At 45.4% G+C, this 24,417-nt stretch carries 18 protein-coding genes and 1 pseudogene; 12 read left to right on the forward strand and 7 right to left on the reverse strand.

The window, feature by feature from the left end; all coding sequences use genetic code 11:
* The first annotated feature begins 57 nt into the window (after positions 1 to 57).
* A complete protein-coding gene (locus tag NG796_RS07145; protein ID WP_261205213.1) occupies positions 58 to 1,395 on the forward strand; it encodes an AAA family ATPase in 1,338 nt (445 codons plus the stop codon).
* A complete protein-coding gene (locus NG796_RS07150; protein WP_261205214.1) occupies positions 1,382 to 2,062 on the forward strand; it encodes a retron system putative HNH endonuclease in 681 nt (226 codons plus the stop codon). The genes NG796_RS07145 and NG796_RS07150 overlap by 14 nt, the downstream gene beginning before the upstream one ends.
* A 40-nt stretch (positions 2,063 to 2,102) precedes the next feature.
* On the opposite strand, the gene NG796_RS07155 is transcribed toward NG796_RS07150, so the two are convergent.
* Positions 2,103 to 2,858, reverse strand: a complete 756-nt coding sequence (locus NG796_RS07155; RefSeq protein ID WP_261205215.1) for an SDR family NAD(P)-dependent oxidoreductase — start codon at positions 2,856 to 2,858, stop codon at positions 2,103 to 2,105.
* A 759-nt stretch (positions 2,859 to 3,617) separates the two neighbouring features.
* Here NG796_RS07155 and NG796_RS07160 point away from each other — a divergent pair.
* On the forward strand, positions 3,618 to 4,226 hold the full coding sequence (locus NG796_RS07160) for a CPP1-like family protein (protein WP_261205216.1): 609 nt from the start codon (positions 3,618 to 3,620) through the stop codon (positions 4,224 to 4,226).
* Positions 4,227 to 4,363: 137 nt separating this feature from the next.
* Here the strand turns inward: NG796_RS07160 and NG796_RS07165 are convergent, their stop codons facing one another.
* Complete coding sequence (locus NG796_RS07165) at positions 4,364 to 6,835, reverse strand: ATP-dependent Clp protease ATP-binding subunit (protein WP_261205217.1); 2,472 nt, start codon at positions 6,833 to 6,835, stop codon at positions 4,364 to 4,366.
* A gap of 311 nt (positions 6,836 to 7,146) precedes the next feature.
* Here NG796_RS07165 and NG796_RS07170 point away from each other — a divergent pair, with 311 nt between their 5' ends.
* Positions 7,147 to 8,283 (forward strand): hypothetical protein, encoded by a 1,137-nt coding sequence (locus tag NG796_RS07170; protein WP_261205218.1) that lies wholly within the window; start codon positions 7,147 to 7,149, stop codon positions 8,281 to 8,283.
* On the opposite strand, the gene NG796_RS07175 is transcribed toward NG796_RS07170, so the two are convergent.
* Both NG796_RS07175 and NG796_RS07180 read right to left on the reverse strand, forming a co-directional pair.
* On the reverse strand, positions 8,238 to 9,440 hold the full coding sequence (locus NG796_RS07175) for a cupin domain-containing protein (RefSeq protein ID WP_261205219.1): 1,203 nt from the start codon (positions 9,438 to 9,440) through the stop codon (positions 8,238 to 8,240). The two genes, NG796_RS07170 and NG796_RS07175, sit on opposite strands and share 46 nt — an antisense overlap.
* Positions 9,441 to 9,709: 269 nt before the next feature.
* Positions 9,710 to 10,006, reverse strand: a complete 297-nt coding sequence (locus NG796_RS07180; protein WP_261205220.1) for a hypothetical protein — start codon at positions 10,004 to 10,006, stop codon at positions 9,710 to 9,712.
* Positions 10,007 to 10,694: 688 nt separating this feature from the next.
* Here NG796_RS07180 and NG796_RS07185 point away from each other — a divergent pair.
* Entirely contained in the window at positions 10,695 to 11,279 is a 585-nt protein-coding gene (locus NG796_RS07185; protein ID WP_261205221.1) for a hypothetical protein, read from the forward strand.
* 616 nt (positions 11,280 to 11,895) lie between these two features.
* Here the strand turns inward: NG796_RS07185 and NG796_RS07190 are convergent.
* Both NG796_RS07190 and NG796_RS07195 read right to left on the reverse strand, forming a co-directional pair.
* Complete coding sequence (locus tag NG796_RS07190) at positions 11,896 to 13,410, reverse strand: pyruvate kinase (RefSeq protein ID WP_261205222.1); 1,515 nt, start codon at positions 13,408 to 13,410, stop codon at positions 11,896 to 11,898.
* Positions 13,411 to 13,744: 334 nt separating this feature from the next.
* Positions 13,745 to 14,773: a TIGR00341 family protein gene (locus tag NG796_RS07195; RefSeq protein ID WP_261205223.1), complete on the reverse strand. Its 1,029-nt coding sequence runs from the start codon at positions 14,771 to 14,773 to the stop codon at positions 13,745 to 13,747.
* Between the two features lie 484 nt (positions 14,774 to 15,257).
* Here NG796_RS07195 and NG796_RS07200 point away from each other — a divergent pair, with 484 nt between their 5' ends.
* The 7 genes and pseudogenes from NG796_RS07200 (at position 15,258) to NG796_RS07230 (ending at position 21,694) form a co-directional block, all read left to right on the forward strand.
* Entirely contained in the window at positions 15,258 to 16,400 is a 1,143-nt protein-coding gene (locus tag NG796_RS07200; protein ID WP_261205224.1) for a glycosyltransferase, read from the forward strand.
* A 22-nt stretch (positions 16,401 to 16,422) separates the two neighbouring features.
* Positions 16,423 to 16,560: a hypothetical protein gene (locus NG796_RS07205; protein ID WP_261205225.1), complete on the forward strand. Its 138-nt coding sequence runs from the start codon at positions 16,423 to 16,425 to the stop codon at positions 16,558 to 16,560.
* A gap of 175 nt (positions 16,561 to 16,735) precedes the next feature.
* Complete coding sequence (locus NG796_RS07210; protein WP_207087562.1) at positions 16,736 to 17,440, forward strand: sugar transferase; 705 nt, start codon at positions 16,736 to 16,738, stop codon at positions 17,438 to 17,440.
* A gap of 449 nt (positions 17,441 to 17,889) precedes the next feature.
* Positions 17,890 to 18,468: pseudogene (locus NG796_RS07215) on the forward strand (GDP-mannose 4,6-dehydratase); the annotation flags it as partial.
* A gap of 768 nt (positions 18,469 to 19,236) precedes the next feature.
* Positions 19,237 to 19,950: a GDP-mannose 4,6-dehydratase gene (locus NG796_RS07220; protein WP_261205316.1), complete on the forward strand. Its 714-nt coding sequence runs from the start codon at positions 19,237 to 19,239 to the stop codon at positions 19,948 to 19,950.
* A 115-nt stretch (positions 19,951 to 20,065) separates the two neighbouring features.
* Positions 20,066 to 21,010, forward strand: coding sequence for a GDP-L-fucose synthase family protein (locus NG796_RS07225; RefSeq protein WP_261205226.1), 945 nt, complete (start codon positions 20,066 to 20,068; stop codon positions 21,008 to 21,010).
* Between the two features lie 96 nt (positions 21,011 to 21,106).
* Entirely contained in the window at positions 21,107 to 21,694 is a 588-nt protein-coding gene (locus NG796_RS07230) for a 5-formyltetrahydrofolate cyclo-ligase (protein ID WP_261205227.1), read from the forward strand.
* A gap of 76 nt (positions 21,695 to 21,770) precedes the next feature.
* Here the strand turns inward: NG796_RS07230 and NG796_RS07235 are convergent, their stop codons facing one another.
* Positions 21,771 to 24,311: a GAF domain-containing protein gene (locus NG796_RS07235; RefSeq protein WP_261205228.1), complete on the reverse strand. Its 2,541-nt coding sequence runs from the start codon at positions 24,309 to 24,311 to the stop codon at positions 21,771 to 21,773.
* Between the last annotated feature and the right edge of the window lie 106 nt (positions 24,312 to 24,417).

Below are 24,417 nucleotides of genomic sequence, written 5' to 3' on the forward strand. Positions count from 1 at the left end.
CACTGCTGCCGATACAACGATTAGACCTCTTGGAAACTACTGGATTGCTCTCCCCCAATGAAAATTGATAATCTAGTCATCCATAACTTTAAAAAATTCTCGGACTATAGCCTCCAACTGCATCCCCAGTTTACTCTACTCATTGGTGACAATGGGACTGGTAAAACCAGCCTATTGGATGCATTAGCGATTGCGGCAGGCGTATGGCTAGTTAGTCCACCGGATAGCACTCTATCTAACAGTAAACGGAATATTTTACCCGGGGAAATTCGACTAGAAGCAGTGGAAACAGCCGGAGTCACGCAATTTATTGAACATAAACCTGTTGAAATTAAAGCCAGGGGCTATATTGATAATTCTCCCTATAAATGGTGTAGAAAAATCAACTTCAACGGTTCTCGAACCTCGAATACAGAGGCTAAACAAGTTATTGATTTTATTAGCAATCTCTTTAGAAGAGACCAATCAGGAGAAATGATTTGGTTTCCGGTAATTGCTTATTACGGAGCAGGTCGAACTTGGCTGCCTTCTAACACCAGTCGCAAAACCGCTAAATTGGAGCAAGGGATAAACCGGAGATGGGAGGCTTTTTATGATTGCTTTGAAGAACGAATTAGACTTGCTGACTTGCAAACTTGGTTTCAGAAAGAAGCGATCGCAGCTTTACAACGTAATGGAAAAATGCGCCCTAGTTATGATGTGGTGAAATGGGCCATTTTACGCTGTATTCCGGGAGCAGATGACCTGTGGTTTGATGGCGATCGCGCTGAAATCGTCGTTTCTTTGGAACATCAACCTATCCCTTTCAGCAACCTCAGTGCAGGGCAAAAAATGATGGTTGCTCTCATTGCTGATATTGCCATCAAAGTCGTCAACCAAAATACTAAATTTTTGACGGAAGTTATTGACCCTAATCCCGAAATTATACCCCCTATTCTGCAAAAAACACCCGGGTTAGTCCTAATTGATGAGATTGATGTGCATCTCCACCCTAAATGGCAGCGGCGGGTTGTTAATGACCTCAAAACCACGTTTCCTTCTATTCAATTTGTTTGTACCACCCACTCCCCCCAAGTCATTGGTCAAATTGAACCCGAATGCTTGCGGATTCTCTATGAAGATAATGCAGGAAAAATCTGTACCATTACCCCCAAGCAAGGGTTAGGGATGGATAGCTCATGGATTTTACAAAATCTGATGGGAGCCTCAGCCAGAGATATTAAAATTGAACAAGATTTAGACCAAATATTTGATACAATTAATGCCGAAAATTATTCCCAAGCTAGAGAAATGATTCAATCCCTTACCCAAAAAGTCGGGGAATTTCCTGAACTGCAAGAAGCAACTTCATTTTTAGATAGACTTGAACTCTTAGAAGACTATGAAAAGGATTAGAAAAACCCATCCTCCCAAAGAATTTTTAGACTGGCTTAAGGAAAATGAAAAGCTAGACTGTAGTTATGCCGCACTCCAAGGAAAAGAAGCACATACAGTTTTAAAAAATCATCTGTTAAGAGAGCAGGGATTTCTTTGTGCTTATACCGGGGTAAGCATATCTGAGGAAGATTCTCATATAGAACACATTAAGCCTCAATCCGTATGTAGAACAGTCCCCAATCCAGGAAAGACCTATTTAGAGGATGTTGAATATCGCAATATGGTCGCTTGCTTCCCGAAAGATGGCGGCGATGTCTCTCATGGTTATGGTGCGCCAATCAAAGGAGGATGGTGGAATGAGGAACAATTTATTTCACCCTGTCAAGAAGATTGTGAAAGAAGATTTATTTATGGATGGGGTGGGAAAGTTTCTCCCTCTCAGGAGAAGGACCAGGCTGCTAATACAACGATTGATATCCTAGAATTAAATGCTAAGTCGTTACAAAAAAGGCGGTACCGAGCCATTGTGGGTTTCTTTGGCTTTAGCAGTAAACGCAAAACGAAGGAACTAAGTCAGCGAGACGCTAAAACGCTATTGACAATTATTGGTAAGCCTAATTCAGGGGGGAAACTTCAAGAATTTTGCTTTGTTTTTGAGCAACTTTTGCCCCGATATATCAAGTAAGGACTTACCACTTATGCTGTAAAATTAACAAATTATAACTTTACCAGGGTAAGCGAGTTCCGTCCCAGGAGAAAAACTCACCTGTATCGGTTTGTTCTAGGTTTTCTAAAACCGTCCAGAGTTGAGAGACGGTTTTTTCTATGGGGAATAATTTTTCTGGAGGGACGTTGCGTTGGAAGGGTTTGGATAGGCGGGTGTCGGTGGTGCCGGGATGGAGGGTGATGACGATCGCGTTTGCACCTTTGCGGGGATATTCGATCGCCACGGTTCGCATGAGCATATTTAAGGCGGCTTTTGAAGCACGATACCCATACCAACCGCCGAGTTGATTGTCGCCGATGCTGCCGACTTTGGCGGAAATGGTGGCGAAAATACTGCGCTGAGGATGTTGAAATAGCGGCAGTAAGTGTTTGGCTAATAAGACGGCACCGATGCTATTAACTTGAAAGTATCGCATTAAGTTTTCTGAGTTAATTTGCCGCAAACTTTTTTCCGGTTGCAGGGTGGAATCATGTAACAGTCCGACGCAATTAATGACGAAATGGAGGGAGTCGGTATGTTGCTGAATTTGAGCCGTCGCCTCTTGAATTTGTGCTTCGTCAGTGATGTCCATTGGTAGGCAAATTAGCCGATCGCAATGGTGATGACTCAGGGTTAATAATTCTGCGGCAGTGTCGGGATGGCGATAGCTGGCAAAAATGGTAGAAATACTTGGGGTTTCTAAGCATTTTTTCACAAACCCCAGTCCGATTCCTTGACTGGCACCAATAATAAAAGCTTTTGGGGATTGATTCATAGTAAAGCTCACTAAATGGGTATTCTTAAATTAAACCGGGACTACTGGGGGAATTTTTTCGGAATAGGGGTCCAAAGGCGGGTTGGACAAGTTTTAAAAATAGGGATTTTTTACCCAATTTCAGCCCCCAATCTGGGTCTTTATCCCGTGAATCTAATTCGGTAACGACTCTCTAGTAATAGGGGTTTACAGAGTCTTTTATCGAGGAATCAGGGTGGCCCTTTGAATACAGAAGGAGGAATTATCAGAGTGTCGTGACAATCAGGGTCTTGACTTGGAACCGGCTTTACCTAGCCATGACCCCTGATCCCTGATGAATTCGCGATCGCAGTATGGCAGATCAGCAGTGCAATGGGACGAGAGGAACGGATCTCCGCTAGGAGCGGTCTGCAAGATAAACTAAAGAGGAATACCCATTATCTGGGGGGTTAGGTTAGAGTTGAGACACCGTTGGGTAAATTGTCTAGGGAATCTCTGCGATCGCCTCGGAACGATGCGAAAGCAGTCAAGTTATTCTAGTAATTACTCCAAGGGAACATCAATATTTTCTATTGAGGACTCGATTTCACAGTGGGACTCTTGGCAACTCCCCTGTTCATCCCCGATTTTGCCGCGCAATCTCGGAAAAAATATAATCATGATTGAGTCTACAAGTCTTTATTTTAAGTAGCTTGACCCTGGTCCGGGTAATTAAAGCAGGGGACTTGTGGACAGGTGACCGTTAATGGTAGTTTAAATAAGAGGTGGAAAAAAAATCAGATGAGCGAATTAAGTTGCTACGAACAGTTAGGAGTCTCGGAAAACGCTTCGTTTGAGGAAATCCAAGAAGCCCGCACTCGCATGAGCGAACTCCATAGTGGCGATCGCAAACAAGTTGATCTTATTGAAGCGGCTTATGATCAAATTTTGATGCAGCGTTTGCGGCAGCGTCAAGAAGGCAAAATTAAAGTCCCGGAACGAATTCGCTTTGCTGAACGGGAAGTCCGCACCACCCCTGCTGCACCCCCCACTCCCACAAAAGAGGCTCCAGCGTGGTTACAAGGACTATTAGATACCCCCTCTCGGTCTGATATTATCTGGCCTGCGGGAGGGTTTTTTGCCTTGAGTCTTTTGAGTTTATTGAACCCTGCTTCTGCACCTTTAGCATTAGCCGTGGGTGTGGGTGTGGGTCTTTATTTTCTCAATCGTAAAGAGAAGAAATTCGGTCGCGCTTTGGTGATTACGGTGATTGCCTTGCTGGGAGGATTGCTAATTGGTGCGCCCCTAGGTACTTGGTTAACCAGTATGGGTGTGCTGTTCCCTGCTGATGGTTTAGCCGCTAGTTTTACCTTTTTTGTATTGTGGTTGGTGAGTAGTTTTTTACGTTAATCTGCTCCCCCTCAATACTGAAATAAAAAAGGTAGAGAATTTGAATTCTCTACCTTTTTTTTGAGGATTTCAAAGGGATATCAGGAGTAGTCGTTTAACCGACGATGGAGACGACTGACGCCTGATCCAATCTTTACCTATTCCGCTGCTTGAGGCAGAAGTTCACGTTGTTCACCGGGTCGGACAATGACTTGACCTTCTTCCCCAATGTCTACGATCGCTGTCTCTCCTTCTTTAACACGACCGGAGAGGATTTCCTCAGCTAAAACGTCCTCTAATAGACGCATAATGGCACGGCGCAGAGGACGCGCACCATAAGCCGGGTTATACCCTTCTTCAATCAACCGTTCTTTAAAGCGATCGGTGACTTGTAAGGTAATTCCCTTCTCGGTTAAGCGGCTGAAGACTTCTTTCAGCATGATTTCCGAGATGAGTTTCACTTCGTCCTTGACCAACTGACGGAAGACGATAATCTCATCTAAACGGTTGAGGAATTCTGGACGGAAGTAGTTTTTGAGTTCTTCGTTGACCAAGCTGCGAATGCGGTTGTACTGTGCATCAGCTTGGTTTTCAGAGAATTCAAATCCGAGTCCGCCGCCACCTTTTTCAATGACTTTAGACCCAATGTTTGAGGTCATGATCAGCAAGGTATTTTTGAAGTCTACCGTGCGACCTTTGGCATCGGTGAGGCGTCCGTCTTCGAGGATTTGCAGGAGCATATTGAAGACGTCGGGGTGAGCTTTTTCGATTTCATCGAACAGCACCACAGTGTAGGGACGACGCCGAACCGCTTCGGTAAGTTGTCCGCCTTCGTTATACCCGACATAACCCGGAGGTGACCCGATGAGTTTGGACACCGTGTGGCGTTCCATGTACTCGGACATATCCAAGCGAATCATAGCTTCTTCGGACCCGAAGAAGTAAGACGCCAGGGCTTTGGTCAGTTCGGTTTTACCGACTCCCGTAGGACCGGAGAAGATAAAGCTGGCGATCGGGCGGTTGGGGTTTTTCAGGCCGACGCGAGCACGACGAATGGCGCGGGAGACGGCTTTGACGGCTTCTTCTTGACCGATTAAACGTTGATGCAGGGTGTCTTCCATGTGCATCAGTTTCTCGGATTCGGATTCGGTGAGTTTGTTCACTGGAACGCCGGTCCAACTGGCGACGATTTGGGCGATGTCTTCTTCCGTGACGACGGGGGAGAGTTCGCTGCTGTCGCTGACCCCGGTTTTTTTGTTATTGGCGATCGAGCGAATTTCGGCTTTAATCTCCATTTCGCGATCGCGCAGTTCTCCGGCGCGGTCAAAGTCCTGAGAACGAACGGCGTCGTCTTTTTCTTTGAGCACTTGCCGCAGTTCTTTATCCAGTTCTTTAGCGGCGGGAGGTAGTTGAGAGTTGATCAACCGCACCCGAGAACCGGCTTCGTCTACGAGGTCGATCGCCTTATCGGGTAGGAAGCGATCGCTGATGTAGCGATCGGACAGCTTGGCGGCAGCTTCAAGGGCTTCATCGGAGATTTTCAGTTTGTGGTGTTGCTCGTAGCGATCGCGCAAACCAAACAGAATCTCAATGGTTTCATCTACCGTCGGTTCACCCACCATCACCGGCTGGAATCGGCGTTCTAAGGCCGCATCCCGCTCGATGTGCTTGCGATACTCATCTAAGGTGGTCGCCCCGATACATTGCAACTCACCCCGGGCTAAAGCCGGTTTAAGGATGTTTGCCGCATCGATCGCCCCTTCGGCTGCACCCGCCCCAATCAGGGTATGGACTTCATCAATCACCAGGATGACGTTCCGCGCCGAGCGGATTTCATCCATAATTTTCTTAAGGCGTTCTTCAAATTCACCCCGATATTTGGTTCCGGCAACCAGTAACCCAATATCTAAGGTAACGACCCGTTTATCTTCGAGGATATCCGGTACATCGTTATTGGCAATCCGTTGGGCCAATCCTTCAGCGATCGCGGTTTTACCCACCCCGGGTTCCCCAATCAGGACCGGGTTATTCTTAGTCCGACGACCCAGAATTTGGATCACCCGTTCAATTTCTTTCTGACGCCCCACCACCGGATCCAGCTTGCCTTCGGCAGCCATTTGGGTCAGGTTAGCCCCAAATTCATCCAGGGTGGGAGTCTTGGTGCGAGCATTGCTGGCCCCAGAGGTCACTTCGGCAGTTTCTCCGAGCATCCTAATCACTTGCGTGCGGACTTTCGAGAGGTCAACCCCTAAGTTTTCCAGAACTCTAGCTGCGACGCCTTCGCCTTCCCGAATCAATCCCAGTAGGAGGTGTTCGGTGCCGATGTAGTTGTGGCCGAGTTGTCGCGCTTCTTCTAAAGAAAGCTCCAGAACTCTCTTGGCTCTAGGCGTGAACGGAATTTCCACCGCCACAAAGCCCGACCCCCGGCCAATAATTTTTTCAACTTCAATGCGGGCATCTTTGAGATTAACCCCCATTGACTTGAGCACTTTGGCTGCAACTCCAGTACCTTCTCCAATCAGACCTAGGAGGATCTGTTCGGTACCTACAAAGTTATGTCCCAGGCGGCGTGCTTCCTCCTGGGCCAGCATAATCACTTTAATAGCTTTTTCTGTGAAGCGTTCAAACATGGCTTAATCCCTTTACCGACACATTTGGCGCGTAAGAACCTGCTTTCTACCCCGGCTGAGACAAAAACTACAAGCACCGCACCCTTCAAGACTATTCTTTTCAGTGGCCCAGGCCGCTTCTAATTTCCCCACAGCTATGGTTTTCAAGCACCTTCAGAAGCATTCCACCATTTCTGAACCCTCGCTCTCTATATCCTAGGGAATTTGCCCTAGTCACGAGTTTTGAGTTATACTGTGCGTTTGGGTATCGCAAGCGTTAACTCTCGACTCCTGAGATTGAAGGGGATTCGGAAGGGGATCGGAAGGAGGATTTGAAGGCCGAAGCCAGTTGGCTTTGGGTCAATTCCCGCCATCCCTTTGGTACTTTGACCTTAAGCATAGCAAAACTCTTCCTTTTCGTGCCACCGCTTTCCGATTGGGCAAAAGTTTTGATGTTCGGAGATACTGAGGCGATCGCTCCTGTGCCGGGATCAGGGCGATCGCATCCCAAACAGGGGTTCTCCACTTCAGGTCCCCTCCCATACCTTGGCAAGGGAGAGATATCCGATCCTCACTCCGGATTGTTCCAGTCCTTTTCCCTCCCACAGACAGCAGCCATGACTAAAATTTTGCCTTGGGGTCACTTTTTGCCTACCGATGAAGCGGGATTTATTCTGAATGATTGTCATTGGGACAAAATTTTACCCCCTTGGACGGCTTTAGTTGAAGAACTTCGCCAAACTTGTTGGGGGGTTTGGGACTCTCGTTTACAAGCACTCTATTTACGGGGTTCGGTCCCTCGCGGATTGGCAATTTTGAAGGTTTCCGACTTAGATAGCTTTGCAATTTTAGCCGGGGAAATTACCGATGAAGATATCCATCAGGCTCACAAAATTTCCGAAACTCTGAACCGGCGTTATTTGTTCTGCAAAAAGGTCGAGTTAATCCTATTTGACGAAAGTTTAACCCAAAAAACTCATTCAATTTGGCCCATTATCATTCAAACCCAAAGTTTACAAATTGCAGGACAACCTCATCCCTTATCTGAAAATAAAACGAAACCCGGGCTTGACTTAATTAGCTATAGTTATACTTGGCACACCGATTTAGAGCAAACGTTGGATATTTTGAAACGACTCTCTCCCCAGTCTTGTCAGTTTTCGACGCAAGTTAAAAAACAATGTGCTTGGATTACTCGCCGGATGATTAGAGTTGGACTGGAATTAGTCATGGAACAAAATTCTGGCTATACTCCCGATTTATATCATTGCTATGAACGCTTCTCTACTTATTTCCCTGAACACCGTTCATCTATGAGAAAAGCCTTAGAATTGGCGATAGATCCTTCTCGCAATCTTCCGGGTTTAATCATTTTTTTACAAGAAGTTGGGGGATGGTTAGCCACACAAGTCAATCAAAAATTTTATTCATCCCCTGTGGGAGAAGTATCTACCAATAAAAGACCCTGAGTAACTAAGCTGGTTAACAGAGGAACAACTTCATTTTCTACGTCAAGGGACGGACACCAGTCGGCTAAATCCAAAAGGCTAAATCCTCCAGAATTAAAGAGTTTTTCGACTAAATGAGTATCCAGTCCTTTAATAGTGGCTTGTTTATCCGCAATAATGACTTGAGTCTGATTTTCCCCGAGGGAGACAATTTTCACCGGATGTAAGGGAGACAAGATAAAGCGGGTGTCTAATCCAGAGTCAAAAATTTGGCTACCGAGTTGATAGGGGAAAGAAAAGGGGAGTGAGGTGCGATCGCTATAGCTCAAATACTCTAAATACCCTGTGATTGCATCGGGATGTTGCAGCAATTCAACGAGGCGATCGCGAAGCTGTTCCAAATGTGGTTTTACCGCCGATGTATCTCCTTCCGGAATCACTGGCAAACTTGCTCGCCATTCGGGATTATCTTGCAATTGTTTCCCTAACCAATTTATCCAATCGAGTCCCGTTTGACAATCAATTCCTAATGTCAAATGCAGGGATGGAGAATAATCATCCAAAGAGGGATTACCACAGGCGATCGCATAATGCCAATGTCCCCGAGGAATGTACAACACATCTCCCGGTTTGAGGGTACATTCCAAATAAGGCGGTACATCCGGAGGGATTTGATTTGCCGATCGCATGGTGGAAATTGGAGAGGCGATCGTTTCAGGAAAAATTAACCAATCTTTCTCCCCTTCAATTTGTAGAATCAGCACCTCATGGCTATCGTAATGACAGCTAAACCCTTTTTCTTCCCTTGGTGAACAATAGAGATTAATTTGGCTGCGATATCCCGTCTCTTGCCGAATATCCGAGACTAACCTTTTGAGTTCAGGAACCCGTTCATGGACACTATCAATAATTAAGGTAGCTCCTTCCTGAACTCTCTCTAACCAGTGTTGCGATCGGGTCGCTGGTAGTGATTGTCCATCTAATGAAAACCGTAAAGAGGGATATTCAAGTTGATGGTAGTTTAGCAAGTCATTGAAATTATTCCATCCAAAAACATGATTAAATTTAGCACAATTATTACTCGGCAAAAACACGGCTTTCTTTAACCAATTTTCCTCAAAAAATTTTTCAATAGAATAAGGAAAAATGAGAGAATTTAAAGTTTTCATAAAGTTCATAAATAATTCAAAAAAGAGTTGTTTTTAAAATAAAAAATCCCAGCAAATTATATAGACAGACAGGCTTTTAAAAGGAAGACTAGAAAAATTGTGCATCCAATGAAATCCAGGAGTCTATGATAAATAATGGGTTGATTAAACTTATATAGAAAGTCTAACTCAAAATAAGAATCACATCAAGAAGAGGCAGAATCTGAGTCTATTGCTGTACTCGCCAGATGCAGATATTCCCTCTTCTGATGAGAAATTCTCTCCCTTATCGAGAGATACTATACCTCACGGAAGAATCGGGCTTGAGTGGGAGCAACATCTTGGTTCAGGTCTTGGTTCAGGTCTTGGTTCAGGTCTTGGTTTTGATCTACACTCTCTTGAGCTACTAACCTTGGGTCTTCCGAGGATTCATTCGCCTTGATGAGATTAACTACTTCTACCTCTACGAAAGAATGAACAGAAGTTTCACCCGAGGAATTACTAACCGCTGATTGAACAGGTGCAACTAAAAAAAAGCTGGCTTTAGCTCCCAGAAGGCAGGCCATTAGTAGATTAGAAGATTTCAAATAAGCCATAAAACAAGATTCCTTAGTCAATGAATAGGTTTTTACTCAACTTACAGTAAGTGTATCATAACACGATGATTACCTAATAACAACAAGATATCTTTATCTGTCTCAACTTAAGCTGGTTTTGGAGTATAGGGGTTGAAAAACTGGAGGCCGATTTTAGAAAAAAGGAATTAAACAATTTCAGCCTATCTCACTTCGCTGATTGTAATCTTCTTCATAGACACCCAATTTGAGAAATTTAATATTATACTTCTTACTCAATCATTTTATGCTAAAGTTAGAAAACTACGCCCTTCTAATTTACCGATTCATTTAGACCTCTTCCAAAAATTTGCATTGATTGCCCTTTTCCTTCCCCTTGAGTTCCCTCCCTGGGTCTCCCTTAAATTCCCCTTAGATCCCCCTTAAAAAGGGGAAAGCCAGAGGAATCAATCTTTAATTCCTCGGGGAGGCTAGAGGAATTCGTGTTGAGTTCACAGGGGAAGCGAGAGTAATAAATACTGAAAAATTAAGCGGAGAAGGCCGATTTTTTTTGTAGACAGAGAAAGGAGTTAAGACTGATAATCTTCTTGTAACTTTACGAGTTGATCGGGAGTATCCATGAATTAAACTCACTGGATAAGGTTCTGACTTCTGTTTTCAGCAAACTTCTATCTTCCACTCTTGCTCTTTTACCTGGGTAATATTAACCATGCAATCCCTAAAAAAAGCTTTCTGTATCAGCTTCTTAGTTTTATCGGCTTGTACTTCTAGTCCCGTGAATGATGTCAGTTCTCCCCCAAAGGAGACTACTCCTTCTGTTCCCTCTGTCCCGCAGAATGTTCCGGTTTCACTAGGGCCTATTCCTAATCCCATTTTCGAGGCAATTCTACCCCAAATTAAAGAAGGTACTCAAATTCCTATTCTCCTGCCTGATTATATTTTTGGATCCGATGGCGCCACTCCAGTTTATGCCATCATTGAGACCGTAACGGCCTCAGAATATCAACTCCTCTTAGGTTTTGCACCGGACTGTAATGGCGGTACTGCTTGTCGGCTTGGCACTGTTTCAGGACAAGAACTTTCCCCCGATAGCCCCGATTTAGAAGGTAAAGCTGTCCCCTTAGATGAGGGAATTACGGGCTATTTTATAGAGAGTGTTTGTGGTGCAAATTGCTCCGATTCTACGATGAGTTGGGACCAAAATGGCGCGCGCTATCAGATGGGAATCAAAGCTGGAAAACCGGAAGATTTGGTAAAAATGGCTAATTCTGCGATCGCCAGTGGGACCTATTAAGCTCAAGAGTGAGTGAGGCCGATCGCTCTTCAATTAAATACTTTTTTAGAGGATTTTGGCAACGGTCACAATCCTCTATTTTTTGGGGGCGATCGCTGAGATATCCTCTTTTGATTATCCCGTTCTAAAAATACTGAGTTAATAATCTGTTATTAATAATCTGATAAAAACCAGGCAAATTGTTTAAATGTAAAGATTTGTAAATCTACTTGCGGGGTATCACCCCTCGCTGCTATATTAAATGGAGTAGATGCACCCTGATGGCAACGCCCACTCACCCAGTGGGCGTTTTTTTATCTACAATTTTGCAAATTGCAGTAGTGTAATTCGCTACAAATTCCCTAATCTCCAAGATTTGTAAAGATTTGTAAATCTACTTGCGGGGTATTACCCCTCGCTGCTATATTAAATGGAGTAGATGCACCCTGATGGCAACGCCCACTCACCCAGTGGGCGTTTTTTTTGGATTTTTAGCAACAAACTGACCCGAGGCAGCAAGTTCCGCCCGGATCAATAAAACCCACACTCTCAAGGGTTGGGAGGAAGGCAAACAAAGCCTGCCTAAGCCCACTAATGGCTAAAAACGACTTGTAATGCCCTCATGAGAAAGGGACCCTTACCACGATCGCAATGCCCGCAGTTGAGGGGTCTTCTTGGACTGATGCGCCTGCATCCGGATCAATACATCATCTAAAATCTGCACAGCCTCCAAAATAAAAGGCCCTTTATTCAGCATCACGCATTCCGCCCGTTCCGCCATTGCTGCATCGGTAATTTCTGCCCGAGAGGGAATCCCCGTTTTAGCAAGGCTTTCGAGCACTTGGGTTGCCCAAATCACTGGAACTTGTGCGGCTTCACATAACCAGAGAATTTCCTCCTGAATTTCTGCTAACCGTTGAAAACCGAGCTCTACGGCTAAATCCCCACGGGCAATCATTACGCCAAAGGGTTGTTTACTCGCACCTTGCACAATTAATTCGGGGAGATTTCGGACGGCTTCTTGGGTTTCGATTTTGGCAACGATCGCTAAAGTACGGGCTTTTTCCGGCGATCTCCGACTTAACTCCTGTTGCAATTGCCGCATATCTTCGGGAGTTTGGACGAAAGAATAGCCGACAATATCTGCGTGTTTGGCGACAAAATCCAAATCCTGTAAATCTTTATCCGTGAGGGAATTCAAGGGTAAAACTGTCTCAGGAAAATTAATGCCTTTATCGGTTTTGAGTTTTTCCCCTTGGGGACGGGTGTGCGTCACGCGGAGGATTACTCCATTAGGCAGAATTGAGTCAACCATTGCCCCAAGTTTGCCATCATCAATCCAGACTGGATCACCGACTTTTAATACAGCGATCGCCTGGGGTAAGGTACAGCTTATACTAGATATTCCCTTTTGAGATTTGAGTTGAGTTGCCGATAAGACAAAGCGATCGCCAGGAAATAAGCGCTTCTTTTTATCCGAAGCGATTAACTTGCCGGTGCGAATTTTGGGACCGCTTAAATCAAAATAAACTTTGCAAGGATAGCCGGTTTCTACTTCTGCCCGTCGAATGGAATTCAGCATTTTTTCCCATTCCGATAGCGTATCATGAGCACAATTAATCCGCAGACAATTTGCACCTTGAGTCAGTAAATTTCGGACTAATTCATAATTGTCAGCCGCTTCCGTGGGGAGAGTGACCATAATTCGGACACGGCGACTGGGGGAGGGAGAACCAAAGACGGCGCGGGCGCGGTAATTCAGAAGGCGATCGCCTCGGAAGAATGCCCGTAACGGAGGGCGTTTCGGCAAGGTTGCGGGGTCACGATGACAAACAGCCCCTAACGTGGCGATCGCTGCATCTAAATTCGGCAAAACCCGCGCCTCACTGCGTCCCAGAGAAGATAATCCCCAGGGAGTTAATGCCATTTGTAAATCGCGTAAATCCTGCCTTCGCAATGCTAAATAATAGGCAAAATTTAACCCACTAATTAAAAATGACCGCCTTTGAATTTCGGGTCGCCATTGTTCAAACAGTTCCCGACCCTCATTCTCAACGGTTTCACGCAGTTTAAGTAAAGCATTCAGAAGGTCTTCTGGGCTGCATAATTCAGGAATAGGGAGTTGTAGCGGTTCAGAAATTAAGGTTGGCATGATACGTCACTGAATAAAATACTGAGTCAAATTTTTAGAAGATTTTTCACACAGCCGAGTCCGGAGTTTTCTCAGGTTGGTCTTGATGAAGATACTTCTATTCTATAAGACTCAAGGAATTTGACGACTGGGGGAGCAATAAATCTTAATGTGTAAGGCTGAAACCGATGGTAATTCAGGAAAATAGGGCGCTAACTGTTCAGGGATTTGACGTTAAGATTTGGGTAAACAATGTAACTTAGGTTCTATTCTTTTGGGTCCAGATATGCAGAATGGCAGGAGTTGCTTAAAAGTAACAATACAACGGCGATCGCTCCCTAAGAATCAGCCCAGCCTAAACCCAATGAGTTCTTCTCCACAACACAATGCTCGTGAGCACCACAAATAACAAGCCAAACCACAAAAAATAAGCGACATTCGTAGCTTTTTCAGCTTTAGAAGCCAGTCCCCATTCCCCGGGACGAATCTTTTGCACCGAAAAGGTCAAAACCCCAGCTAAATTCAAGCAAACTAAATTCGTCAAAAACAGTAATATTGCCCCAACAGCCGCTTCCCACCGTCCCGAACCTAGCAACATCCCAAACGTCACTAAAGGGGGCAATAATGCTACAGAAACCATTACCCCCACCAGTCCACTAATCGTTCCGGAAGTAAACGACAATGCGCCAGCAATTCCCGACGCTAATGCCAACAAAACATCGGACCAGCGAACCCGAGTTCTTAAAGCAATTTCGGAAATATCCAAATTAATGGGAATAAAAAATCCAATCACTAGGGATACAATTAGGGCTAGAGAAATTCCAAATATCCCAATTTGTAATGCTTTTTTGGCTAGGGTCATATCGCCCAAAGTCGTTGCCAGAGATAAGCCCATATTCGGACCTAATAAAGGGGCAATTACCATCGCTCCAATAATGATAGTCGAATCATCTCGCAACAAGCCGATCGCAGCAATAGTTACTGAAATCAACACCATGACAATATGCTGAAAATTCAATTCTAAATCTCGGTTAATTTGTTGTTGAAGTTCTTGTCGATTCCGCCTTGTACCCTGGGGGTATAATTCCACCTCGGGCAAAGGGCTATTATCCTTTTTCTCTGATGATTCACAAGGCAAAGGATGAGGCAAATAGGCACTAATCGGCATGAGAACAATCCGAAAATCCTCCAGGGAGGAGAAATGACAAGAGAGGGTATCGATCGCCTCTTCGGCTTGTTGAGAAGACAGGATAATTTTAACTAACGTCTTCTCTTCAGAAATCGGGCTCTGCCAAATTGCCGTAACGGAGTGTTGTGGTAGCAACAACTCTACTTTTTCAGCACTTTCTTTGGGTAAAAATAATTCAAGTTGTCTTAGACTCATTTAAAAAGTAATTGAATAAAGATAAGGACAACCGCATCGGGTTACCTTTTAATTTATCATAAATAGATAGCCACTGACCTGATCCGATCGGTAGAGATAAGCGAAGATCATGATAAAATCGGGGCGAGTCGAGATTAACTGCCACTCATTTGAGGTATGAAATTTTGTGAATTTTGCTCCTAAGCTCTGCCCATTCGGGACCACTTCAGCTTAGGGATTTCCATAAAAAAACTTCTGCATTAGAAGTAATGCCGAATTATTCAAGCCGATTGGCGTTCTCTTTTGGGGGGTTGGGGGGATCTCTGATAGAAGATTTTATTTTGTGGAGTTCCCTTAGAGTATAATTGTCCAGCTAGTTTCAGGCGACATCTTCTTAAGTTGTTACAAATCGGTTCCCGTCTGGAAACGAGAGGAAGTTCCTGGAGTGAGGAGTCCCAGGTTATACCTGGGAACGAAAACAGATTTTATAGGTACGACGTATTTGATGGTAAAAAATTATGCTTTGGTGCATGAATGGCTGACGCCTTATGCAACTGGGGGTTCAGAATTGGTGGTTCAAGAAATTCTCAAGGCAGTGGATGCGGATCTGTATGCCCTGATTGATTTTGAATCAAAAAATCCCGAGAGTTATTTATTTAAACGGCAGATTGGCTCTACTTTTTTGCAACAGTTTCCCGGAGCGAAAAGAGGGGTACAAAAATATTTACCGTTGTTACCCCTAGCGATTGAACAATTGGATTTGCGGGAATATCCGGTGATTTTATCCTCGTCTCATGCAGTGGCGAAGGGTGTCCTGGCGGCACCGCATCAGATGCACGTTTGTTACTGCCATACCCCGATGCGCTATGCCTGGGATTTAACCTTTGATTATCTTCAGAACAGTTCTGCGGGACGAGGATTACCGGGAGTATTGACGCGGTATTTGCTGCATCAATTGAGACAGTGGGATGTGATTTCGGCGAATCGGGTGGATTATTTTATTGCGAATTCCCAGCATACCGCGCGGCGGATTTGGCGCTGTTATCGGCGGGAATCGGAGGTGATTTATCCCCCGGTGAATGTGGAACGGTTTCGGTTTGAACCCCAGAAGGATGATTTTTATTTAACCGTGGCGCGGTTGGTGCCTTATAAGAAGGTGGGGACCATTGTGCGGGGATTTAATCAGTTGGGGAAACGGTTGGTGGTGATTGGGACGGGTCCAGAGTTGGCAGAAATGCGGGCGATCGCCGGGCCCAATGTAGAGGTTCTGGGGGAACAACCGGATGCCGTAGTAGAGGATTATATGGCACGAGCGAAGGCGTTTGTGTATGCTGCCTGCGAGGATTTTGGGATTGCCTTAGTGGAGGCGCAAGCTTGTGGGACTCCTGTGATTGCTTATGGTGCCGGTGGAGCGTTAGAGACGGTCCTAGATATCCGAAATCATCCCTCTAAGGGGACTGGATTATTTTTTACTCAGCAAACGGAAGAGTCATTAATGGAGGCGGTGGAGCGCTTTGAAGGGTTGCGATCGCAGTTTAATCCCCAAGCGGGGCGGGACCAAGCGGCCCTGTTCACCCCCCAGGTGTTTCAGGAGCGTTACCGCCATTTTATCGAGGAGTGTTATCAGGAATTTCAGGCAAGAGATTGATAAAAATTCGGTTTTATGGTATATGGGTAAACAAGACTTGCTGGGACCCTTTAAGTTGGGCGATCGCACCACCAAATCAGCCAAACAATCTGGAATGCTGGGTTCCATCCCCTGTATCAATAATCTGCGATTTGAAAAGATTGAGGCGATGAGGGTGTAATCAACTCCTCCTGACGGGAAGTAAATCGGCATGAATCGCTCAGACTCAGAAAGACAGGCACTTTGAAAGAGTCGGTTTTGTCTGGGTGTCTGTGACCTGAACTCTCCAGACGCGGTGCAAAACGTCTGAAGGCTTTACAATCAGGACTGTGTGTGGTGTGAATTAAAGGAGTAAGATGACTGCCGATAGCCAACTCATCTCCGGCAAAGTGATTCGGGCGGTTGCCAGACGGACCTTTTGGCCTTTCGTCCTGAGTGGGATCAACGGAGAATTTTCCAAGCGGCTGTTCGACGTTGTGTTTTCCCTGTGCGTTCTAATCGTGTTTTCCCCGGTTTACGCGATTTTGGGTCTGCTGATTTACATTAGCTCCCCCGGCCCAATTTTTTATGTGCAGGAGCGCGTTGGCAAGAACCGCCAAAAATTCGGATGTATTAAATTCAGGACAATGGTACTCAATGCCGATGAAGTTTTGCTGGATATCATGGAAACTTCCCCTCATCTGCGTCAAGAATTTGAGGATAATTTCAAACTCAAGCAAGACCCCAGAATTACTTGGATCGGGCATTTTCTAAGAATCACTAGCCTGGACGAATTTCCCCAATTTTGGAATGTTTTGAAAGGTGAAATGAGTGTGGTTGGGCCTCGACCTTTAGTGGTTGAAGAATTGCCCAAATATGGTCGATATATCGATAAAGTCCTGACTATTAAACCGGGCATTACCGGATTGTGGCAGGTCTCCGGTCGAAATGACATTCCCTATCCCAAACGCATCCAAATTGACGTTTATTATGTCAATTTTAAAAACTTGTGGATGGACCTGTGGATTGTCTTGAAAACCCTTAAAGTGGTGCTGTTCCCTAAAAATAATGGGGCGTATTAACGGGCGTTGTTGCTCTGAACTGCATCGGCGCTGGGCTGGTGCAGTTCATCCCCTTTAACAAACCGACTGCGATCGGGAATTATGCTGAGGACGTAAGGCTTCAGCAAATTTTTTGCATTTCCACCCCAAACCCCGGGAAAAAATTCAAGAAAACGGTGACAGTTGATACCCAGAGGAAGTACAATCCAGTAACATCCGGCAACGAAAACCGGATGACTCGATTGACCAAAAATTCGCAAACACTACGCCAAAACTATAGGGTTCCTTCACAGTAACTGCCAAAATTCACGATAAAGTGAAAGACTGATTTGATAAATCCCCACCTGAGCGAAAAATTCCCAGGATCGGGGTCAAGACAAAAAATCATTAGGGTGCGGTTCAGTACAGACTCTGGCGATCGCCACTTAGAGTCCAAAGACTTAATTTGAGGTTGAGAGGAAAAATCAAAAATGACGCAGCAACGTAAGCGGGCATTAATTACCGGCATCACCGGCCAAGACGGTTCTTACTTAAGCGAATTATTACTAGAAAAAGGCTATGAAGTCCACGGGATTATCCGCCGGACTTCCACCTTTAATACCGACCGGATCGATCATCTTTATGTGGATCCCCATAGCGAAGCAGCCCGGTTATTTCTACATTACGGGGACTTAACCGATGGGGTCACTCTCCGCCGGATTCTTGAAGAAGTCAAACCCGTGGAAATTTACAACCTGGGGGCTCAATCTCATGTCCGAGTCAGCTTTGACTCCCCAGAATACACCGTGGATACCGTGGCAATGGGAACCCTGCGCCTGTTAGAAGCAATCCGCGACTACCAACAGCGCACCGGGATCCAAGTCCGGTTTTATCAAGCGGGTTCCTCGGAGATGTTTGGGAAGGTCCTAGAAGTCCCCCAAAAGGAAACGACCCCGTTTTATCCCCGCAGTCCCTATTCCTGCGCCAAAGTTTACGCCCATTGGCAAACGGTCAATTATCGGGAATCCTATGATTTATTTGCCTGTAATGGTATTTTGTTCAACCATGAATGCGTGATTGATCAAACGCCGGTGTTCATCCGTCAGGATGGATTAATTGACCTGGTGTCCATTGCGGAAATTGTCCCCCATCATACCGATGCAGGTCACAAAAATCGCTACACGACAGATATTAAAGATGGGAATGGGTTTGAAGTCTGGGATGCCACCGGATGGGCGCAAGTGACTTGCATGACTGCTACCTGGAATGGGGCCACAGAACAAGCCAATAAAACCGTACATCGGATTGCCGCAGAGGGCGCGGTTTATCATGCCACAAGCGATCATGTGGTGTTTGTGGAACAAGGAGAATTGGCCGTCGAAAAACCTGCCGGTGAGGTCAAAGTTGGGGATTCCTTGGCTTTGATTGACTTGCCGCGATCGCCTGAACAAATTGACATCACCGAAACTGAGGCATGGTTACTCGGGGTATTCGTTGCTGCCGCAGAAATTGACAGTCAAAGTCAAGTAACTTTGACAATTCCCGACGCAACTTTAACCAGTCGCCTCGCCGCCTCTTGGCGAAAAATCTCCGGCGGAAATTGCGATCGCCTTGCGGCATCCCGTCTCCAGTTATCCGGCAACGCCGCCTACAGTGACTACTTACGATCCGAACTGTACAGCAAATCCCAAGATAAACGCATTCCCAAACGGATTCTGAATGCAGGCGATCGCGAACGGTTAGCCTTTTTAGACGGATTTAAAGCAGTTTCTCCCCTTGCTGGAGAATCCTTCACCGTCCAAACTCCCTCTGCCGTCCTCGCCGCCGGACTCTACTGGATGTCCGTCACCACCCTGCAACAACCCGCCTGGATTGCCACCGAATCCCAAGGCGACTGCCTCCAGTATCAAATTCACATCAACGCCACCCGACCCCAAGACAACACCCCGGCCCAAGTTGTCACCGCTGAACCCATCCACTATCAAGGATGGTTGTTTGACTTGGCAACTACTAGCGGGACCTTTCATGCCGGAGTCGGCCAGGGCTGGATCCATAACTCCCCCCGCCGAGGCGAAACCTTCGTCACCCGGAAAATTACTCGGGCCGTCGCCCGCATTGTTGCTGGAAAGCAGAAAAAACTCTTCCTCGGTAACCTAGATTCTAAACGGGACTGGGGCTATGCCAAAGACTATGTTCGCGCCATGTGGTTGATGCTGCAACAAGACGAACCGGATGATTATGTGATTGCCACCAATGAAACTTATACCATCCGCCAATTTTTGGATTTAGCCTTTAATTTCGTTAATCTGAATTGGGAGGATTATGTGGAATTCGACTCCCGGTATCTGCGTCCTGCGGAAGTTGACTTATTAATTGGTGACCCCAGTAAAGCAAAGGAAAAATTAGGGTGGGAACCCTCGATTACCTTTGAACAATTGGTCGCCTTAATGGTGGATTCTGACCTTAAGGCGATCGGGGTAGAGTCTCCCACGGGACAATCCATTATCGATCGCGCCTTCATCCGCCAAGACAGTGGTCACATGGTGGACTAATTCATCACCGCATCCAGTCCCCTCCTCAAGACCCTGGGGAGGGGGCCTCTTCTTCAATCAAGGTAAAGTGCGATTGCCGACCCGTTCAAGTATTAAGTATCAGAGGTCAAGATAAATGGAATCATTAGACTTAAAAGACAAACGCATTCTTGTCACCGGAGGTGCCGGATTTTTAGGGCGGCAAGTTATCGACCAATTAACCGAAAATGGGGCCGATCGCGATAAAATCACCGTCCCGCGATCGCGTGATTCTGACCTGCGAATCATGGAAGTGTGTCAGCAGGTTGTCCAACAACAAGATATTATCATTCACCTCGCTGCCCATGTCGGCGGAATTGGATTAAATCAAGAAAAACCCGCCGAACTCTTCTATGACAACTTGATGATGGGGACACAACTCATTCATGCCGCCTATCAAGCAGGTGTGCAAAAATTTGTTTGTGTCGGCACCATCTGCGCCTATCCCAAATTTACCCCCGTCCCTTTCAAAGAAGATGACCTCTGGAACGGATATCCGGAAGAAACCAATGCGCCTTACGGGATTGCCAAAAAAGCCTTATTAGTCCAACTGCAATCCTATCGGCAACAATATAATTTTAACGGGATTTATTTACTGCCAGTTAACTTATATGGACCGGAAGATAACTTTGACCCCAGTAGTTCTCACGTTATTCCGGCTTTAATTCGCAAAGTTCATGAAGCGCAAGAACGAGGTGATCAAGAATTAGTTGTCTGGGGCGATGGTAGCCCTTCTCGGGAATTTCTCTATTCTACCGATGCCGCCCGAGGCATTGTGATGGCTACCCAATCCTATCATAAATCCGACCCGGTTAACTTGGGAACAGGGTATGAAATCACCATTCGCAATTTAATTGAACTGATTTGCGAATTAATGGGATTTGAGGGCAAATTAGTCTGGGATACGGACAAACCCAATGGTCAACCTCGCCGCTGTTTAGATACAGAACTGGCTCAAAAAGAGTTCGGATTTACGGCAGAGGTTGGGTTTAAAGAAGGCTTACAAAAAACCATCGCCTGGTATCGGGAAAACGCAGCTTAAGGGGCAATTTAGGTGAATAGAAACGGCTAAAGACAGGTTATTATCTTGTTTTTAGCCGAATTTGAAACAACAATTTTATAGTTGTATAACTCCCCAATGTCTCTCGACCCTCAACTGGAGAAAGCCGAACTCAGACTCACGTTACTGCAAAAGCGAAAAGCTCTTTCTTTAGGAGAATGGCAAGAGAAAAGTCATCGCCTTTGTTGCCATTTAAAATCGTCAGATTTATATCAAAAATCCCAAACTATTTTAGCCTATATTAGTGTTCACCAAGAACCGGATTTAAGTCCTTTATTCACGGACCAAACCCATCAATGGGGGCTTCCCCGGTGTGTCAAGAAGCAGTTAGTTTGGCATCGCTACGGTATAGGAGATCAACTACAACCAGGAAAATATGGAATTTTAGAACCGCTACCGGATGCGCCAATCTTGACAGCGGAGGAAGTGGATTTAATTCTAGTCCCATCGGTGGGATGCGATCGCCAGGGGTATCGCCTCGGATATGGCGGAGGATTTTACGATCGCCTGCTGTCTCTTCCAGAATGGCAGTCTAAACCCACCCTAGGTATTTTATTCAATTTTGGTGATTTACTCCAGTTACCCATCGCCTCCTGGGATAAACCCTTGCAGGGAGTTTGTACCGAAGTCGGGTTGAGACAAATCCCCTTGAAATTGACAGGGTAACTTCCCTCTTCTATACAAAATGAAACCAAACCCTGAGAATCCTGCTAAATTCTCAAGGTTGCATGATGAATATGGACTACTTCTCCGTTAAGGTTTCAATCCCATCCCAATCTAATGGCAGGGGAGAAGATAACCATTTTTGACAGCGGAGTTTATGCAATTGGGCGGCTTTGTCTCCTGGAGAAATAGCCAGTAATTTTTCAAAGGTTTCTAAGGCTGTTGAAAACTGGCGGTTGAGATAATGCTGGCGTCCTTGTTGATAAAGTTCGATGCAGTTTTGTTTGATATCTGCGATCGCATCGGAACGTAATCCCACTAATTCATAGAGGCTCACGGGTTGATTTCTGCCCTTGACTCGCACGATATCGAGTTCTCTCACCCACAGCCGATCGCTGCAAGGTTGATAGGTACTGCCACTGAGAATAATGTCACAGCCATACATTTTTGTGGTTCCTTCTAAACGGGAAGCTAAGTTGACATCATCCCCAATTACAGTAAACTCCATTCGTCGGGAATGTCCGACATTTCCGCTAATGGCTTCGCCGGAATGGATGCCAATGCCGATGGTGATGATTTTGTTGGTGTCGGATTCGCGTTTGGCGTTGAATTCCCGCAAAGCCGATCGCATTTCTAAGGCAGTTTGAACCGCATTCCAAGCATGGTTTTCTAAGGGGACTGGGGACCCAAAGACGGCCATAATTGCATCGCCAATGTATTTATCTACCATGCCTTGATGTTTGAAAATAGCATCTCCCATCGGTGCAAAATAATCGTTGAGCATACTCACAACTTGTTCGGCTTCCATGCTTTCAACTAGATTAGTGTAGCCGCGAATATCTGAAAATAATACGGAGACTTCTTTGCGATCGCCTCCTAATTTTGCGCCTCCACTTTGCAGGAGTTTTTCGGCTAATTCCTGAGTCATATAGCGATACATGGTATTTTTTAGCCGTTTTTCGTCGCTGATGTCGTCTAAAACGACCAATGCACCATAAACTTCCGAGGGGTCACTGGCGGCGGCGATCGAGTTAATGGATAAATGAACGCTGCGAAGTTCTACTCCGTCTGAGATTAAGGTGCGATCGGGATAATATTGTTGACGTGACTGAGAGTCACATCCCGATAAAGCCGCTTCCACCCAAGGCGCAAAATCCCCTTCTTTGATTTGAATTAAATCTAAGATAGAACAACCTTCAAGGGAATCGCTTTCCCTCAATCCCAACAAGTTTTTAGCACTGGGATTCGCTGCAATAATTTCCCCGTTTTCATTGGTAGAAATAACGCCATTGGTGAGGCTACGCAGAATATCCCGTTGCACCTGTTCTTGTTGCTGAATTTTCGCATATTGTTTTTGAATGGTATCATATTGGTGTTTAACCATTTCAAAGAGTTTGGCATTTTGCAAGGCAATACCAGCTTGGATATTAAAGGCTTCCATAAACTCCATATCGCCCCGATTAAAACTGGCTTTCCAGCATTCAGGCGCTTGAGGCCAATTTTCAGGATGGTAGGTGGACAATTCCCCCGCTTTCTTTTTATTGACTAATTGAGTTACCCCAATTAAATCGCCATCACAGTTGAAAATTGGCATACATAACAGGCTACAAGTCCGATAGCCATTGGCGCGGTCCAGATTTTTAGAAACGATAGAGTCTGGGTCTTTATAGAGGTCAAAGGGCACATTTAAGGGTTTCCCAGATGCCGCAGATTTTCCGACATATCCTTGTCCGACTTGGACTTGCAATTTCTTGGATGAGCCATCGGGCTGAGTGATATTCGCCCAGAGTTGGTTACCTTCTAGCAACCAAAGGGTACTGCGATCGGCATTCATCAGGGTTTTGGCTTCATTCATCACCCGATGCAACGTTTCTTCTAAATTTAAGCTACTAGAAGCCAATGAGCGTGTAGCAGCCAGTAAGGCTTCGGCTGCGCGATTTTTTTGAGTGGCGGTATAAAAGGATTTAGAGCTTTCAATCAGCAGCATAATTAAGGGCGACAACTCTTCAAAGAGTCGTTCGTCATCACGGGTAAAGCCACTCAAATCAATGCGGTCTTCTAAAAGGTCACTGGCATTACAATCGAGTTTTAATTTGTTGAGAACTTGAACCACAGCAACTAAACCATTTTGGTCATTGAGTAAGGGTAATGCCAGCATGGTATAGGTTCGATAGTCATTTTGTTTATCAAACTCTTTCGCTGCATCAGAACGAGGGTCTTGATAAAAATCAAAGGCAATATTAACCAGTTTTTTAAAGGTTGCTACTTCACCGACAATCCCTCGGTCCGTGGGAATGTGAATTTCTACAGAACCATTTCCGTCATCTTTAGCGACTAAAGACCAGAGTTCATTTTGGTCTTCATCCAGGAGGAAAACACTACTGCGGTCTGCACCGAGTAATTCTCCGACTTTCCAAGTAACTGCGGTCAACATTTCACTCAGGAATGCTTCAAAATCCTGATTAGCTAAACTCAACATGGAAAGGGTTTTATAGGTGATATTGAGTTGCTTTTCAACTTCAGACAGTTCTCGGCGGAAATTGTCTTTGGTCAGGGGGGCAAGAAGACCTGCAATATCAATTTTCTTTGGGGCTAATGCACCGGATTGAGAATTGCTCATGGCGAATAGTTGGCTAAATGTAAGATAGCGGCATCTCCTGATGTATTTAAAGTATAGAAAGCTTGCGGTAAGAATAGGGTCAAAAAATTCAGCCGTTTATTTAGTC

The organism is Laspinema sp. D2d (assembly GCF_025370755.1).
GTDB lineage: Bacteria > Cyanobacteriota > Cyanobacteriia > Cyanobacteriales > Laspinemataceae > Laspinema.

Bases quoted from the DNA above. Each gene is read 5' to 3' on its own strand.
- NG796_RS07190 (WP_261205222.1), bottom strand. From the start codon at position 13,410: ATGCCAACCTTAATTTCTGAACCGCTACAACTCCCTATTCCTGAATTA.
- NG796_RS07220 (WP_261205316.1), top strand. From the start codon at position 19,237: ATGTCCGTCACCACCCTGCAACAACCCGCCTGGATTGCCACCGAATCC.
- NG796_RS07150 (WP_261205214.1), top strand. From the start codon at position 1,382: ATGAAAAGGATTAGAAAAACCCATCCTCCCAAAGAATTTTTAGACTGG.
- NG796_RS07195 (WP_261205223.1), bottom strand. From the start codon at position 14,773: ATGAGTCTAAGACAACTTGAATTATTTTTACCCAAAGAAAGTGCTGAA.
- NG796_RS07175 (WP_261205219.1), bottom strand. From the start codon at position 9,440: ATGAACTTTATGAAAACTTTAAATTCTCTCATTTTTCCTTATTCTATT.
- NG796_RS07180 (WP_261205220.1), bottom strand. From the start codon at position 10,006: ATGGCTTATTTGAAATCTTCTAATCTACTAATGGCCTGCCTTCTGGGA.
- NG796_RS07230 (WP_261205227.1), top strand. From the start codon at position 21,107: ATGTCTCTCGACCCTCAACTGGAGAAAGCCGAACTCAGACTCACGTTA.
- NG796_RS07200 (WP_261205224.1), top strand. From the start codon at position 15,258: ATGGTAAAAAATTATGCTTTGGTGCATGAATGGCTGACGCCTTATGCA.
- NG796_RS07235 (WP_261205228.1), bottom strand. From the start codon at position 24,311: ATGAGCAATTCTCAATCCGGTGCATTAGCCCCAAAGAAAATTGATATT.
- NG796_RS07155 (WP_261205215.1), bottom strand. From the start codon at position 2,858: ATGAATCAATCCCCAAAAGCTTTTATTATTGGTGCCAGTCAAGGAATC.
- NG796_RS07145 (WP_261205213.1), top strand. From the start codon at position 58: ATGAAAATTGATAATCTAGTCATCCATAACTTTAAAAAATTCTCGGAC.
- NG796_RS07210 (WP_207087562.1), top strand. From the start codon at position 16,736: ATGACTGCCGATAGCCAACTCATCTCCGGCAAAGTGATTCGGGCGGTT.
- NG796_RS07205 (WP_261205225.1), top strand. From the start codon at position 16,423: ATGGGTAAACAAGACTTGCTGGGACCCTTTAAGTTGGGCGATCGCACC.
- NG796_RS07160 (WP_261205216.1), top strand. From the start codon at position 3,618: ATGAGCGAATTAAGTTGCTACGAACAGTTAGGAGTCTCGGAAAACGCT.
- NG796_RS07185 (WP_261205221.1), top strand. From the start codon at position 10,695: ATGCAATCCCTAAAAAAAGCTTTCTGTATCAGCTTCTTAGTTTTATCG.
- NG796_RS07225 (WP_261205226.1), top strand. From the start codon at position 20,066: ATGGAATCATTAGACTTAAAAGACAAACGCATTCTTGTCACCGGAGGT.
- NG796_RS07165 (WP_261205217.1), bottom strand. From the start codon at position 6,835: ATGTTTGAACGCTTCACAGAAAAAGCTATTAAAGTGATTATGCTGGCC.